The 13,852-nt window shown below is 72.6% G+C and carries 15 protein-coding genes and 1 rRNA gene; 10 read left to right on the forward strand and 6 right to left on the reverse strand.

Translation table 11 applies throughout. The features are described 5' to 3' along the window. The first annotated feature begins 4 nt into the window (after positions 1 to 4). From AOM07_RS07965 to AOM07_RS08000, 8 genes are all read left to right on the forward strand, one after another. Positions 5 to 1,039 (forward strand): metalloregulator ArsR/SmtB family transcription factor, encoded by a 1,035-nt coding sequence (locus AOM07_RS07965; protein WP_062312554.1) that lies wholly within the window; start codon positions 5 to 7, stop codon positions 1,037 to 1,039. Continuing rightward, a complete protein-coding gene (locus tag AOM07_RS07970) occupies positions 1,036 to 1,452 on the forward strand; it encodes an arsenate reductase ArsC (RefSeq protein ID WP_062312556.1) in 417 nt (138 codons plus the stop codon). The genes AOM07_RS07965 and AOM07_RS07970 overlap by 4 nt, the downstream gene beginning before the upstream one ends. Positions 1,453 to 1,545: 93 nt before the next feature. After that, positions 1,546 to 2,427, forward strand: coding sequence for a hypothetical protein (locus AOM07_RS07975; protein ID WP_062312558.1), 882 nt, complete (start codon positions 1,546 to 1,548; stop codon positions 2,425 to 2,427). Positions 2,428 to 2,460: 33 nt separating this feature from the next. Next, positions 2,461 to 2,793, forward strand: a complete 333-nt coding sequence (locus tag AOM07_RS07980; RefSeq protein ID WP_084830184.1) for a YrdB family protein — start codon at positions 2,461 to 2,463, stop codon at positions 2,791 to 2,793. Between the two features lie 23 nt (positions 2,794 to 2,816). Then, entirely contained in the window at positions 2,817 to 3,023 is a 207-nt protein-coding gene (locus AOM07_RS07985) for a ribbon-helix-helix protein, CopG family (protein WP_062298104.1), read from the forward strand. A 6-nt stretch (positions 3,024 to 3,029) separates the two neighbouring features. Continuing rightward, the gene (locus tag AOM07_RS07990; RefSeq protein WP_062312563.1) at positions 3,030 to 3,401 is read left to right on the forward strand and encodes a type II toxin-antitoxin system death-on-curing family toxin; all 372 of its coding nucleotides are present in this window, start codon (positions 3,030 to 3,032) and stop codon (positions 3,399 to 3,401) included. A gap of 26 nt (positions 3,402 to 3,427) precedes the next feature. Beyond that, positions 3,428 to 4,552: a branched-chain amino acid aminotransferase gene (locus AOM07_RS07995; protein ID WP_062312565.1), complete on the forward strand. Its 1,125-nt coding sequence runs from the start codon at positions 3,428 to 3,430 to the stop codon at positions 4,550 to 4,552. A 32-nt stretch (positions 4,553 to 4,584) separates the two neighbouring features. Continuing rightward, positions 4,585 to 5,124, forward strand: a complete 540-nt coding sequence (locus AOM07_RS08000; protein WP_062312568.1) for a M48 family metallopeptidase — start codon at positions 4,585 to 4,587, stop codon at positions 5,122 to 5,124. 77 nt (positions 5,125 to 5,201) lie between these two features. On the opposite strand, the gene AOM07_RS08005 is transcribed toward AOM07_RS08000, so the two are convergent. From AOM07_RS08005 to AOM07_RS08030, 6 genes are all read right to left on the reverse strand, one after another. Further along, positions 5,202 to 6,875, reverse strand: coding sequence for a hypothetical protein (locus tag AOM07_RS08005; RefSeq protein WP_062312570.1), 1,674 nt, complete (start codon positions 6,873 to 6,875; stop codon positions 5,202 to 5,204). Continuing rightward, the gene (locus AOM07_RS08010) at positions 6,872 to 7,408 is read right to left on the reverse strand and encodes a sigma factor-like helix-turn-helix DNA-binding protein (RefSeq protein ID WP_156171866.1); all 537 of its coding nucleotides are present in this window, start codon (positions 7,406 to 7,408) and stop codon (positions 6,872 to 6,874) included. Before AOM07_RS08010 ends, AOM07_RS08005 begins: the two co-directional genes overlap by 4 nt. A gap of 66 nt (positions 7,409 to 7,474) precedes the next feature. Beyond that, a complete protein-coding gene (locus AOM07_RS08015; protein ID WP_062312574.1) occupies positions 7,475 to 9,037 on the reverse strand; it encodes a hypothetical protein in 1,563 nt (520 codons plus the stop codon). After that, positions 9,034 to 9,570, reverse strand: coding sequence for an RNA polymerase sigma factor (locus AOM07_RS08020; protein ID WP_156171867.1), 537 nt, complete (start codon positions 9,568 to 9,570; stop codon positions 9,034 to 9,036). Before AOM07_RS08020 ends, AOM07_RS08015 begins: the two co-directional genes overlap by 4 nt. Positions 9,571 to 9,627: 57 nt before the next feature. Then, positions 9,628 to 11,112, reverse strand: a complete 1,485-nt coding sequence (locus AOM07_RS08025; protein WP_062312578.1) for a hypothetical protein — start codon at positions 11,110 to 11,112, stop codon at positions 9,628 to 9,630. Further along, entirely contained in the window at positions 11,109 to 11,666 is a 558-nt protein-coding gene (locus tag AOM07_RS08030; RefSeq protein ID WP_062312580.1) for an RNA polymerase sigma factor, read from the reverse strand. Before AOM07_RS08030 ends, AOM07_RS08025 begins: the two co-directional genes overlap by 4 nt. A gap of 176 nt (positions 11,667 to 11,842) precedes the next feature. Between AOM07_RS08030 and AOM07_RS08035 the strand changes: the two genes are divergently transcribed. Together AOM07_RS08035 and AOM07_RS08040 are read left to right on the forward strand one after the other, a co-directional pair. Continuing rightward, a complete protein-coding gene (locus AOM07_RS08035; RefSeq protein ID WP_062312582.1) occupies positions 11,843 to 12,691 on the forward strand; it encodes an alpha/beta fold hydrolase in 849 nt (282 codons plus the stop codon). Between the two features lie 542 nt (positions 12,692 to 13,233). Next, positions 13,234 to 13,852: ribosomal RNA gene (locus tag AOM07_RS08040) — 16S ribosomal RNA — on the forward strand; the annotation flags it as partial.

Here is a 13,852-nt window from a genome sequence, read left to right on the forward strand (position 1 = left end):
CGCCGTGTCCACCCCCACCGCCACCCACCCGGAGCACGACAGCTGCGTCGCGACGCACGTCGAGGCGCACACGATCGCCCCGGAGCTCGCCGATCGGGCGGCGACCGTCCTCAAGGCCGTCGCCGATCCGCTGCGCCTCCGCATGATCGCGCTCATCGCGTCCGCGCCGAAGGGCGAGGCCTGCGTGTGCGACCTCACCGAGCTCGCCGAGGTCAGCGGCCCGACCGTGTCGCACCACCTCAAGACGCTCAAGGACGCCGGGCTCGTCGCCTCCGAGCGGCGCGGCACCTGGGTCTACTACAGCGTCGCCGAGCCCTACCAGCCGGCGGTGCGCGGGCTCCTCGAGACCCTCGTCCCCGCGGCCGGCGCCGACCGTGCCACGCACGACATCGAGCTCGAGAACGTCGATCGTGCCCTCGCCGCGGTGATCGCGAGCCTCACGGAGCGCTTCCCGGAGATCGCCCCCACGCTGGTCGAGCGCGTGGTCCGCGAGTCCTACACCGGCCTCGCGCGCCGCGCCGCGATCCGCCAGCACCTCGTGCCGCTCACCCGCCACTTCGCGTGGCAGCGCCTCGAGGACATCCGCAAGACGGACGCGCCCGCGGGCGACTACCCGCCTCAGGTGCTGTTCGTCTGTGTCCAGAACGCGGGCCGCTCGCAGCTCGCGGCCGCGCTGCTGCACCACTACGCGGGCGACCGCGTGGTCGTCCGCTCGGCCGGGTCGATGCCCGCCGCATCGGTCCACGACAAGGTCCGTGTCCACCTCGACGAGCTCGGCAGCGACGAGGCCGCGTTCCCCAAGCCGCTCACCGACGACGCGGTGCGCGCCTCCGACGTCGTCATCACGATGGGCTGCGGCGACGTGTGCCCGCTCTATCCCGGCAAGCGCTACGAGGACTGGCAGGTGGGGGACCCCGCCCTCGCCAGCGCCGAGGGCGTGGCCGCGATCCGCGACGACATCGACGCGCGCATCCGCGGCCTGCTCGGCGACATCCTTCCCGACCTCACCCTGCCCCCGACCCGAAAGGCATCCGCATGACCGACACCAAGCCCTCCGCCCTGTTCGTCTGCGTCCACAACGCGGGCCGCTCCCAGATGGCCGCCGGCTTCCTGCGCCACCTGTCCGGCGGCGCCGTCGAGGTCCGCTCCGCGGGCTCCATGCCGGCCGACCAGATCAACCCGGTCGCCGTCGAGGCGATGCTCGAGGAGGGCATCGACATCCGCGAGGAGAGCCCGAAGGTGCTCACCACGGACGCCGTGCAGGCCTCCGATGTGGTCATCACCATGGGCTGCGGCGACGTGTGCCCCTACTTCCCGGGCAAGCGCTACGAGGACTGGAAGCTCGACGACCCGGCCGGCCAGGGCATCGAGTCCGTCCGCCCCATCCGCGACGAGATCCGCGGCCGCATCCTCACGCTGCTCGACGAGCTGGGCGTGCAGCCCGTCGCCTGACGCCCCTGGACTGACGATGCGGGGGAGACCCTCGCATCGTCCCTCCTACCAGGGTCCCTGGTCGGGGCCCTCGGGCTGCCCTAGATTCGAACCATGTCGATCGACTGGTCGTTCCTGGTCCCCGGCCTGATCGTCGCGCTCTTCGCGGGCGCGGCGGTGGGAGGCTTCCTCGACCTGTCCCGCCGGGTCGAGGAGCGGCGCATGCGGCGCCGGCTCTTCGCGGAGGAGGCGCCCGTCGCGCTGTCGAGCGCGCACGACCTCCTCATCCCGCCGCTGCCGAAGGACCCCACCTCCCTGGTCCCGCCGGAGGAGATCACCCGCGGCCTGCGCGAGCAGGTCGCCCGGCTCGAGCGCGGCACAGCCCGGCAGCGCGAGGCGGTCCCCGCGATCGACATGCTGCTCGAGATCACCCGCGCGCTCGAGGACATGACGGTCCGCGGACGCGCGCTCGACATGCGGCTCGAGACCGTCATGGCGGACGCTCCCCAGACCCTCGAGCACAAGCTCGTCGTCAAGCTCGCCCGTCAGGCCATCCTCAAGGACCCCACGCCCGCGGACGTCATCCCGCGCATCGACAACCCCGAGGCGCAGGCCTCGATGACCAAGGACGATGCGGTGGTCTCGGAGATCGTCCGCTACCGCCGCGCGCAGCAGCTGCTGCACGACGCCCGCGACGCGTTCGTCGACCACTGGTGGACCGTGCGCGACCTGCGCCTGGCCGCCGCGACCCGGCTCGCGACCGCCCGCCACGAGGGCGGCGACTCCGGCAAGAGCGCTGCGCGCGCGGTCGAGCGCGACCTCGAGGCCGCGATCGCCGCGGACTTCCGCCGCAACTGGGCCCGCATCGACCACGCGATCCCGCTCGCCGACCTCGCCGATGCGACCGCCGCCAACCTCGGCGCCCCGGCCCCGGCCGAGGGGCCCGCGCCGGAGGAGAAGGGTCCGGCCGCGCGGCCGGGGCGCATCCAGCTCTAGCCGCAGCGTCGCGCGCGGTGCCATGCTGACCAGGTGAGATGGTTCGGCGCGTCCCTCGTGTTCCTCGCGGAGCTGTCGCTCCTGTTCGCCCTCGCGTGGTGGCCGCTCGCGCGCTTCGACGGCCCGCTCAGCTGGGCCCTCGCCGCGGCGCTGCCGATCGCGGTCGCCGTCTTCTGGGGCACGTTCCTCTCGCCCAAGGCGCGCCGCCCGGTGCGCCGCGTGCCCACGCTGATCGCCCGCACCCTCATCCTGCTGGCGGCGCTGCCGCTGTACTGGGTGCTCGGGGCGCCGCTGCTGTTCGGGGTGCACGCCGCGGCGGTCGTCGTCGGCACGCTCCTCACGGGCGGACGGCCCGCGCCCGAGTGATACCACGGTGATACCGTCGGACGATGGCGATGACATTGCGGACGGATTCCGTGCTCGAGGAGGCGCTCGAGCTGCTCGTGCGCGAGGAGGGGCTCTCGCGTCAGGAGATCGTGCGGCGCGCGGTCCTGGAACGCGCGGAGAAGGTGAGCCGCCGCAACCGCCTCGCGACCCTCACCGACGAGGCGCTCGACGAGTGGAGCGAGACGCTCGCACGCCTCGGCAGCGAGTAACGGCACGTGACGGGCTACATCGAGCTCGACGAGCTCCTCGAGATGGTCCGCGTGGCCGGTCTCGGACCCGTGCGCGATGTGGGGCTGCTCGAGTCCGCGCTCGCGCGGCCCGCCACGACGCTGATGGGCGTGGACGCGTACCCGACGCTCGACCTCAAGGCCGCCGCCCTTCTCCACTCGCTGGTGAACAACCACGCGCTCGCCGACGGCAACAAGCGGCTCGGTTGGCTTGCGACCGTGGTCTTCGTGGGGTTCAACGGCTTCCGCGTGCGGATGTCGCAAGGGGAGGCGTTCGACCTCGTGTGGGCCGTCGCCGACGGCACGCTCGACGACCTCGCGGAGATCGCGCCCCGCCTGAGGCCCGAGTCCCGCGGGTGATCCCGGGACGGGTCTATCCTCGCCCCATGGAGACGCAGGCGCCCACCGCATCGTTCACCGTCATCCCCAACCGTCGCCCCGCGACGGACGAGGAGCGCTGGCTGGCGATGGAGGACCCCGTCTTCGGCAAGGTCTTCACCGACCACATGGCCCGCGCGACGTGGCGCGAGGGTGAGGGCTGGGCCGACCGCCGCATCGTCCCGCTGGCCCCCATCCCCATGCACCCCGCCGCCGCCGTGCTGCACTACGCGCAGCAGGTGTTCGAGGGGCTCAAGGCGTACCGGTGGGCCGACGGCTCGATCCACCTGTTCCGGCCCGAGGCCAACGCCGCCCGCCTCGCGGCGAGCTGCCGCCGCATGGCGCTGCCCGAGCTCGCGGAGGAGGACTTCCTCGCGGCGGTCGAGGGCCTGGTCGAGGTCGACCAGAACTGGGTGCCCGGCACCGACGGCGCGAGCCTCTACCTGCGCCCGGTCGTCGTCGCGACGGAGGCGAGCCTGCTCGTCCAGCCGGCCGCCGAGGTCGACCTGCTCGTCACCGCCTCGCCGGTGGGCGCCTACATGGGCGGCGACGGCGAGGGCGTGTCCATCTGGGTCTCGCGCGGCTACCACCGCGCCAACGCGGGCGGCACCGGGGACGCCAAGACCGCGGGCAACTACGCCGCGAGCATGCTTCCGCAGAAGGAGGCCAAGGACCACGGCTGCTCGCAGGTGCTGTTCCTGGACGCGCGCGAGGACACCTACGTCGAGGAGCTCGGCGGCATGAACCTCGTCGCGGTGCGCGCCGACGGCTCCGTGCTCACCCCGCGCCTCACCGGCACGATCCTCCCGGGCGTCACCCGCGACTCGATCCTCACGCTGCTGCGCGACGAGGGCCGCGCCGTCGAGGAGCGCGACATCGCGCTGACCGAGCTCGTCGAGGGCATGGAGTCCGGCGAGATCGTCGAGCTGTTCGCGTGCGGCACCGCCGCCGTCGTCACGCCGATCGCACGCCTGGTCTCGGACGACCTCGACGTGTCGGTGCCGGCCCGCGGCGAGGACGACAGCCCGTCCGTCGCGGAGACGATGCGCGCTCGCCTCACCGACATCCAGTACGGCCGCGCGGAGGACCCGCACGGCTGGACCCGCGAGGTCGTGCCCGCGCCCGAGGGCTGATCGCCGTCGGAGCCCGCACGTACGCTTCTCGCATGTCAGGCCCCGTCCCGCCGTACACGCTCACGCGCAAGCGCATGAAGAACGTGCGCATGGTCGTGCGGCAGGGGACCGGCGAGGTGCGCGTGAGCGCCCCGCTACGGATGCCGCAGCGCGACATCGACGCCTGGGTGCGGTCCAAGGCGGCGTGGATCGCTGCCAAGCAGGTCGAGGCGCTCGACCACCCGGCCCCGCTCGCGCCCGGGCCCGAGGCCGACGCGCTGCGGCGCGAGCTGCGCCCCCTGCTGCAAGCGATGCTCGACGAGTGGGTGCCGCGCATGGGCGTGCCCTATCCGACCTGGCGCATGCGGATCATGCACACGCGGTGGGGCAGCTGCAACAAGGCGAAGCGGTCGGTGACGTTCAGCGTCGAGCTCGCGCGTAAGGACCACCACCTGGTCGAGTACGTGGTGGTGCACGAGCTCGCCCATCTCATCGAGGGCAACCACGGGCCCGGCTTCTACGCCGTGATGGACCGCCACTTGCCGGGCTGGCGCGAGCATCGGGCGGAGCTCAACGGCAGCCAGGTGGATTGAGCCCATCCCGCGCCTCGCGCGCCCACCGCACACCCGCTGCAAGGAGCTGAACGACGCTTCCGCGAGGCTCGCGACTCCTACGGGGAGTCCGACGACAGCGTGTCGCCCATCGGCACCTCGAGCACGAGGACGCGCGAGTCGTCGTCGCGGAACGGCACGGTCACCAGCGAGGTGGTCTGCGCGCCGTTCGCGAGGGCGCGCCGCACCCGGTCGGGATCGCGCTCGGGGCCGAGCATCCACGCCTCGGCGCTCATGTTCGCGGCGTTGGACAGGTAGTTCCCGGGCTGGACGTGCTGCGTGAAGATCGAGCCGACCATGTCGCTCAGCGGGACCATGCGGTGCCCGTCGGCCGTCCACGCGCTCGGCGCGACCGCGAGGCTGTCGAACATCGTGAGGTCGCCGGCGGTGGCGTCGCTTGCGGGGCGCGTCTCGACGAGCAGCATGGGGACGCCGGCGCGGACCGCGTCGCCGGCGGTGTTGGTGAGCAGCCACTGGACGTAGGTGGCGGGCATGCCCTCGAGCGCGGTCGCGTCCTGCGCCTGGGCCGCGAACAGCGGGTCGCCGAGCCAGACCGGGTCGCACTCCAGCACGTCGATCTCGGGCGACCACTCGCTGCCGATGTAGGTGGTGCGCGCCCGCAGCGCGTCGGGCAGCTCGCACACCGAGGCGGCCTGGCGATCCGGGCGAGCCGCATCGTCCCGGGAGCGCGGCTCGGCGCCGGCCATGAGATCCTCGGCGGGCAGCCCGGCGAGGTCGCCGTTGCCCCACAGGCCGTTCTCGGGCTCGAGCTCGATCTCGAGGATGAGCTCCTGCGCGCCCGCCTCGCCGGTGGGCGGCACCCTGACCTGGACCACGACCTGCGGCGTCGCCTCGCGCGCGGCGATCGCCCACAGGGCCTGGGAGTGGAGGGTCGAGCCGGGACCTTGCGTCGTGATCTCGACGCCGCCGATCACCGCGCTGTAGGCGGGGTCCATGACCACCGGGCTCGTCGCGTTGCCCATCACCGCGAGGCGCTGCGTGGGCGACACCCACAGCGACTCGCCCACGTAGGCGCCCCGTGTCCGGAGCCCGGGCGCCGAGATCGTGTCGGGTTCCGTGGCGAGGGTGGCGCTGATGGCGGCCTGGTCGATGGTGAGCGTCGACGACGACGGCGCGTTCCACTGGAGGACCCAGTCGAGCGCGACGGTCGCCTCGTAGTCGCCCGCGCGGGACACGAGCCGCGAGGTGACGAAGTCGGGCGTCCACACCGGCCCGTCGCCCACCCAGACGGCCTCGCACGCCTTCGTCTCCGTGAGAGTCGACGTCGTCGCCGTGGCGCCGCGCCAGGGATTGATGTCGGGGTCCATCTCGCACAGCAGGGCGGCCTGGCGAGGGGTGTCCGGCTCCTCGCCCAGGACGCGGGGCGTCGAGCCCGCGATGAGCGCCTCGGCCGACAGGTCGGCCGTGGCGAGGTAGGAGTCGAAGCCGTCGTCGGCGAGATCGGTGCCGGTGTCGGGGGTGGGCGAGGGCGCGTCGGTGACGATGGCCGACGTGGGCGCCGCGAGCGTCGAGGGCTCCGTCGTCGAGGTGATCGCCCACGCCGCCACGCCCACCACCACGGCCGAGCCCGCCGCGACGGCCGCGCTCCGCATCGTCCGCACGTGCCTCAGCCGGGCGAGCGCCGCGGCCTCGATCCCGAGGATCGCGTCCTCGCTTGCCGCGCGTCCGCGGTTCTCCTCGCGCGCGAGCGCCGCGGCCAGCCCGGCGCTCATCGCGCGCCGTCCAGCGTGACCGCGAGGGCCTCCTCCATGCCGCCCTCGACCGCGTCGTCGATGTCGATGGGCAGGTCCGGGCACGCCTCCGCCAGCGTCCGCGCCCCCGCCTCGAGGTCGGCGCGCACGGCCTTGAGGGGTGCGTCGAGCTGCCGCGCGATCGCGGTGGCGGCGAGGCCGTCGACGTAGCGCAGCACGATCGCGACGCGCTCGCGTCGGGGGAGCAGGCGCAGGGATACGCGGATGTCGGGGTCGCCCCCGACCGCGCCGTCGGCGGCGGCATCGTCGAGGTCCGGGAGCGGCGGCTCGTCGCCCCGCAGGCCGCGGAAGGCACGATGCAGCGCGTCCCTGACCCGGGCGTCCGCCTCCTCGGCGGTCTCGGGCAGGTGCCCGCGGCCGAGCCCCGTGGCCAGGGCCCGCTCGACGAGGTCCGCGGCCGCCGCATCGTCCCCGGTGAGGAGCAGCGCGCGGGCGTAGAGGTCGCGACCGTGCTCGCGCAGCACCGCGTGCAGCATCCGCGTCCGTGCGCTCACCCGACCTCCCTGCTACGGGAGCGAGTCTGGCACGCGGCCGGAGGGAGCGACAGGGGGCTCGCCCGACTACGGCGACGCGAACGGCTCGATGAGGGGCGCCAGCGGCGTCTCGAGCAGCAGCACGTGCGACGGGTCGTCGAGGAACGGCACCGCCGCCACGGCGGTGGCCTGTCCGGCGTTCCCGAGCGAGCCGATGATCGCGTCGACGTCGACGATCACGTCCGACGACAGCATGCCGGGGAACAGCCGCTCGCGGCCGCCGATCGTCGCGTCGGCGAGCAGCGGATAGTCGTAGAAGACGTTGGTGAGCCAGGCGGTGCGCCGGCCGTCCGCGAGCCACGCGCTGCTCGGCGTGACGACCGCCGTGCCGAGCAACGTGAGCCCGTCGCCCTTGCGCCGGAGCGTGCCCGCCTCCGCCTCGATGAGCACCTGGAGCCGCGACAGCTGCAGCGTCTGGCCGGAGACGTTCGTGACCTCCCACACGAGCGTGCTCGCGGGGGTGCCGGCGCGCAGCTCGGCGGTGCCGCTGTCGGCGAGCACGGGTCCGTCGACCCACCCGGGCTCGCACGCGACCTGTCGCGCCTGGTAAGGGATGTTGTAGTTCTCGAAGGTCGACGAGCGCATGCCCCGAGGCACGTCGCACAGCAGCGCGGCCTGGCGGTCGGCGCCCGCCGTCTCTCCTCGCGCGCGCGGGGTGAAGGAGGCCATGAGGTGGTCGGCGGCGATCGCCTGCGCGAACGACTCGACGGTGAGCGAGGCCTCCGCGATGACGTCGGCGGACGCGGTCTGCGCCGTCCGGGAGTGCGGGACGCCCACCTGCACCGTCAGGGTGCCGGCGGTCGCGCCCGCGGCCAGCTCCCACAGCGGGTCAGCGGCCTCGCCCGTCGCGGGGGCCTCCGCCGTGAAGGTCGCCCAGCCGCGCATCGCGGACCCAGGCTCGAGCCGCTCCAGCGACGTGCGCCCGAGGTTGAGCGCGAGGCGCTCGCGATCGCTCGCCCACAGGGACGCGCCGCGGAACGTCGCGGCGTCGACCGCGGTCGGCTCGGCGTCGTCGGCGACCCGATCCGGCTCCATCACCAGCGCGACCATGAGGTCGCCGCGGTCGAGCAGCAGCGGCCGCGAGCCGACGTTGCGCACGGTCCACCGGATGTCGACGCGCACGAGGCGGTCGGTCGCGTGCAGCGTCATCAGCGTCTCGTCGGCGTCGACCGCCAGCAGCGTCTCGTCGCCCACCCACAGCGCCCGGCAGGCCTCGGCGCGATCGGGCTCGGTGGTGCTGCGGCAGGCGACCGCCGCCTGGCGCGCGGGCGTGCGGTCCGACGGCCGGATCCTCGACGCGGCGCCCTGCAGCAGCTCCTCGCCGTAGATCACCCCGGTGCCCGGTTGCGACGCCTGCACCGCGGGTGTGTCCGCGACGGTGGCCGCCGGGGGCGCGGTCGGGTCCGACGTGCCGCCGACCGCCACGATGCCCGCGACGGCGATGAGCGCCGCGCCCGCCGCCGAGTAGCCCGCCAGCCGGAGGCGCCGGCGTCGGCGCACGCGGACGGTCGCGCGCGCGGCGATCCCGTCGCACGCAGCACCGTCGTGCTCGGCCTCGGGCTCGAGCGCGCGGAGCAGCTCGGCGCTCACGGTCGCCCGCCCACGGCGACCGTCGCGCTGTCGAGCGTCCCTCCCTCCAGGGCGTCCTCGAGCCGCAGGCCGAGCCGCGGATGCGCGGCGAGCAGGCGCGTCACCGCGCCGGTGAGCGCCTCCCGGACGGCGCCCTCGTGCAGGCCCGCGCTCGCGGCGATCGCCGGCACGGCGAGCCCGTCCGCGTACCGCATCGCGAGGACGGCGCGCTCGCGCGGGGCGAGCAGGGCGAGCGTGTCGCGGGTGGACGATGCGCCGGTCGCCTCGGGCGGCACGAACGGGTCCGTCTCCTCGACGGCGGGGGAGTCCGGGGTCGTCCGCCGGACCGCGGCGCGGCGGAGCGCGTCGCGCACGGCCACCCGCGCATCGTCCCGCGTCTCGGGCGCGCGGCCGCGACCGAAGGTGCGCGTGAGCGCGTCCTCGAGCAGCGTGGCGGCCACGTCGGGGTCGCCGGTGAGGCGCTCGGCGTAGGCGAGCAGGTCCGGACCGGACGCGCGCATCGTCGCGTCGAGCGTCCTCGCCCAGCTCCTCACGGCTCACACCCTTCGCTGCCTCCGATTCTCCCACCGGGGGCCGCGGGTGCCCAGGGCTCAGCCGTTCCAGGGCACCTCGAGGAAGAGCTCGCGGTCGCCGTTGCTGTCGTCGTCGCGCACCACGCGCACCGTCAGGGTGATCGAGGCCTTCTTCAACCCAGGCTCCTGCATGAAGTGGTGCTCTCCGTAGAGCTCTCCGCCGGGGCCGAGCCTCACCGGCTCCGTGACGGCGGGCAGGTCCACGTAGCGGCGGGTCCCGTCCTCCGACCAGCCCGTCCACCCGATGGTGGTGCCGCCGCTCATCGTGATGCCGCCGACGTCGCCCAGGTCGATGTTGAGGCCCGCGGACGTGGCGTCGATCGCGACGTCGTGGTCGGAGATGTTGGTGATCGTCCACGTCGCGACGACGTCGTTGTACTGGTCGCGCTCGGTGAGCGTGAGGTCGGTGAGCGCGACCTGCGGCCCACCGGGGATCCACACCGCGTCGCACTGAGCGTTGGTCCAGTAGCCGTCGTCGAGCTGCTCGTCGCCGGTGCGCGGGTTCGCGCGGCCGAGCCAGCACGAGAACGCGGCCTGGGCGTCGGCACGGACCTCGTCCCGCGTGCGGGGTTCGAGGTCGACGAATGCCGGCGAGACGGGATCGAGCGTGCCGGTCGGCGCCACCGTCGCGCTGGTTTCGAGGAACAGCTCGTCGGTCGCCCAGCCGAGGCCCGCCGGGGGGATGCGCACCTGGAGGGTCACGGTCGGATCGAGCCGGCCGTCCGCCATCGCCTCGACCATGCCGTCGACTGTCGTCTCGCCCAACGTCTGCGGCAGCAGCAGGCTCCCGCCGTCGAGGGTCTCGCCGGGCTCAAGGGAGATGGGCTCGGTGCCGCTCTGTGCGGAGACGAAGCGCTCCGAGTCGCTCGTCCACAGCGACAGCGCCACCGTCGTGTCGTCGCCGCCCGTGGTGCTCTCGACGATCGCGTCCGGCTCGGTGAGCAGCCCGAGGGTGATCGCGTCGCGGTCGACCACGAGCGCGTCGTCGGAGACGTTCGTGAGCGTCCACGTGACGTCGACGGCCCCGTCGGGCTCGACGGTCGCGCTCGCGGACAGATCGAGCAGCGGAGCGTCGCTGACCCAGACGGCCGGGCAGTTGAACGCGACGCCGCCGACGTCGCCGGAGAACGGATTGGCCGTCTCGTCGTAGCTGCACAGCGCCGCAGCCTGGCCCGGCAACGTCTCGCCGCGCGTGCGCGCCGCCGTGTCGGTGAGGAGGTCGTCCGAGGTGATGCCCGTGACCTCATCGGGCGCGTCAGGCACGTCGGTGATCGCCGGGGCCACGTCCGCCCGCTGGCCCTGCCACTCGAGGGCGGCCGCGACCCCGCCCGCCAGCACGAGGGCGGTGACGCCGAGCGTGCCTGCGGCGCGCATCGTTCGTGCGCGGCGGACCCGGCGCCGCGCCGGGGCGACCACCGCATCGTCCACGCCGCCGCGCCCGTCGTAGAGCGCGCCGCCGGTCTCGGCCTGCCGCGCGAGGGACTCCATCAGCTCGTTGCTCATCGCGCGCCTCCCTTCGAGGTGATCACCACGTGCTCGTCTCCGCCCTCCAGGGCGTCGGTCGGGTCCAGCCCGAAGTCGCCGTGCGTGCGACGCAGCTTCTCGATCGCCGAAGCGAGGTAGCCGCGCACCGTGCCGGCCGAGATGCCCAGCTCCTCCGCGATCGCCGGCGAGGCGAGGCCGTCGAAGTACCGCATGACGAGGCAGGCGCGCTCCCGCGGGGGGAGCGACAGGACCGCCTCGTGGAGAGCGTCGCGCGTGGCGCTTGCGGCGGTCGGGTCCTGGAGCACGCGGTCGGCGTCCCGGCCGTCGCGTCGGGGCCGGACGCTCGCACGGCGGTGGGTGTCGATGAACGCGGTCTGAATCGCCCTCTTCACGTACGCGTGCGCGGCGCCGACGTCCTCGGGTCCGCGGCCGCGCTTGAACGCGCGGACCAGGGCGTCCTGGAGCAGGTCGTCGGCATCGGCGGCGTCGCCCGTGAGGACGAACGCGTACCCGTACAGGGCCCTGCCGCGCTCACGCATCAGCGCGTCGAGCGTCTCCGACCACCTGCTCACGGTTCCTCCCCCTGCCTGCGGTGCATCCTGTCAGTGCTCAAGACGCATCGGGTGCAGGAAGCGCAGGGTCGCCGCGCGGAATCCACCGCCACCGTCGTGCGGGGAAGCCGCCGACGGTTCCCGGAGGATGTCGACCGCTGCGGGGAAGTGAGCGACGCTGCGGCTACTGTCGCCTCATGGCGCGCACCGGAGATCTCGACCGTCCCGACGGTCGCACCGTCCGCTGGTACACCGACGGTCCCGACGACGCGCCGCTCGTCCTCTTCTGGCACCACGGCACCCCGAACATCGGGCAGCCGCCCGGCCCCCTCATGAAGCCGGCGACCGACCGCGGGATCCGCTGGGTCTCGATCGACCGTCCCGGCTACGGCGGCTCGACACGGCGGGAGGGACGATGCGTGGCGGACGTCGTCGAGGACGTCGAGGCGGTCGCGGACGAGCTCGAGATCCCCAGCTTCGCCGTCGTGGGCCACTCGGGCGGTGGGCCGCACGCCCTCGCGTGCGCCGCGCTGCTGCCCTCGCGCGTGCGCGCGTGCGTCTCCGTCGCGGGGCTCGCCCCCTTCCACGCGGGCGGGCTCGACTGGTACGGCGGGATGGCGAACGGGGGACGGCTCGAACTCGAGGCAGCCGCGCTCGGGCCGGCCGCGCTGCGAGCGCAGCTGGCGCAGGAGTGGGACCCGGAGAGCTTCACCCCGGCGGACAACGATGCGCTGGCGGGGAAGTGGGGATGGTTCACCGGGATCGTGAAGGCCGCGCTCGAGCTGGGGCCGGACGGGATGGTCGACGACGACCTCGCCTACGTCGGGGACTGGGGATTCGATCCCGCCGCCGCCGGGGCGGTGCGGGTGCTGCTCGCGCACGGAGGCAAGGACCGCGTGGTGCCGTACACGCACGGCGAGTGGCTCACTGGCGCCGTCCCGGGTGCGGAGCAGAGGTTCTTCCCCGAGGAGGGCCACATCTCCGTCCTGTTGCATGCGGACGCGCTTCTCGACTGGCTCGTCGAGGCCGTCCGCGAGGACCGCTGACGGCCCTGAACGCCGCGTTCTCGGCGATCGCGCCGACGCCGAGGCGCGTCTACCTGGGGTAACCAAGTCATGGCCGTTCCGGTTGGACAAGGCCGAAACATGTGTGTAACTTATTCCGAGTCGCCAACGCGGGGCCCGAGAGGGAAAACGCCTGGCGACGAGGCTCCAGAAGCCCGGATCTGACGGTCAGCGAACCGGACGAAACGGTGTAAGATGGAGAGCCGCTCAAGAGAACGAACTCCTCCAGAAGCCCACAAGGCGATTTGGCGAGAAGCGTTCGATCGAGTAGCATGAACAGGTTGCCCCGAGCGAGGTCCTGGATGGGATCGAGGCGGTGCGCGTCCGAAACTTGAGAACTCAACAGTGTGCCACATGTCGATGCCAAAACCCGGCATCCCTTCGTTTGAGGGGGTGCAGGATTCCTTTGGTAGACAACGAAATGTCAGCAATGATGTTTTGTTCGATGTCAGAGGTCAAATAAGTCTTTTCGGAGACGTACTCTGTAATGTTGTATGCCACGTTCTGTGGTTGTACGCCATTCATTTACGGAGAGTTTGATCCTGGCTCAGGACGAACGCTGGCGGCGTGCTTAACACATGCAAGTCGAACGGTGATGAAAGAGCTTGCTTTTTCTGATCAGTGGCGAACGGGTGAGTAACACGTGAGTAACCTGCCCCAGACTCTGGGATAACCTCGGGAAACCGGGGCTAATACCGGATACGCGACTCCACCGCATGGTGAGGGTTGGGAAAGTTTTTCGGTCTGGGATGGACTCGCGGCCTATCAGCTTGTTGGTGAGGTAATGGCTCACCAAGGCGACGACGGGTAGCCGGCCTGAGAGGGCGACCGGCCACACTGGAACTGAGACACGGTCCAGACTCCTACGGGAGGCAGCAGTGGGGAATATTGCACAATGGGCGCAAGCCTGATGCAGCGACGCCGCGTGGGGGATGAAGGCCTTCGGGTTGTAAACCCCTTTCAGCAGGGAAGAAGCGAAAGTGACGGTACCTGCAGAAGAAGCGCCGGCTAACTACGTGCCAGCAGCCGCGGTAATACGTAGGGCGCAAGCGTTGTCCGGAATTATTGGGCGTAAAGAGCTCGTAGGCGGTCTGTCGCGTCTGCTGTGAAATCCCGAGGCTCAACCTCGGGCCTGCAGTGGGT

Origin of the sequence: Demequina rhizosphaerae (assembly GCF_000971255.1) — a bacterium.
GTDB lineage: Bacteria > Actinomycetota > Actinomycetes > Actinomycetales > Demequinaceae > Demequina > Demequina rhizosphaerae.

Excerpts from the sequence above, each read along its gene's own strand:
- AOM07_RS07975 (WP_062312558.1), top strand. The coding sequence starts at position 1,546 with ATGTCGATCGACTGGTCGTTCCTGGTCCCCGGCCTGATCGTCGCGCTC.
- AOM07_RS08035 (WP_062312582.1), top strand. The coding sequence starts at position 11,843 with ATGGCGCGCACCGGAGATCTCGACCGTCCCGACGGTCGCACCGTCCGC.
- AOM07_RS07985 (WP_062298104.1), top strand. The coding sequence starts at position 2,817 with ATGGCGATGACATTGCGGACGGATTCCGTGCTCGAGGAGGCGCTCGAG.
- AOM07_RS07970 (WP_062312556.1), top strand. The coding sequence starts at position 1,036 with ATGACCGACACCAAGCCCTCCGCCCTGTTCGTCTGCGTCCACAACGCG.
- AOM07_RS08000 (WP_062312568.1), top strand. The coding sequence starts at position 4,585 with ATGTCAGGCCCCGTCCCGCCGTACACGCTCACGCGCAAGCGCATGAAG.
- AOM07_RS08005 (WP_062312570.1), bottom strand. The coding sequence starts at position 6,875 with ATGAGCGCCGGGCTGGCCGCGGCGCTCGCGCGCGAGGAGAACCGCGGA.
- AOM07_RS07995 (WP_062312565.1), top strand. The coding sequence starts at position 3,428 with ATGGAGACGCAGGCGCCCACCGCATCGTTCACCGTCATCCCCAACCGT.
- AOM07_RS08025 (WP_062312578.1), bottom strand. The coding sequence starts at position 11,112 with ATGAGCAACGAGCTGATGGAGTCCCTCGCGCGGCAGGCCGAGACCGGC.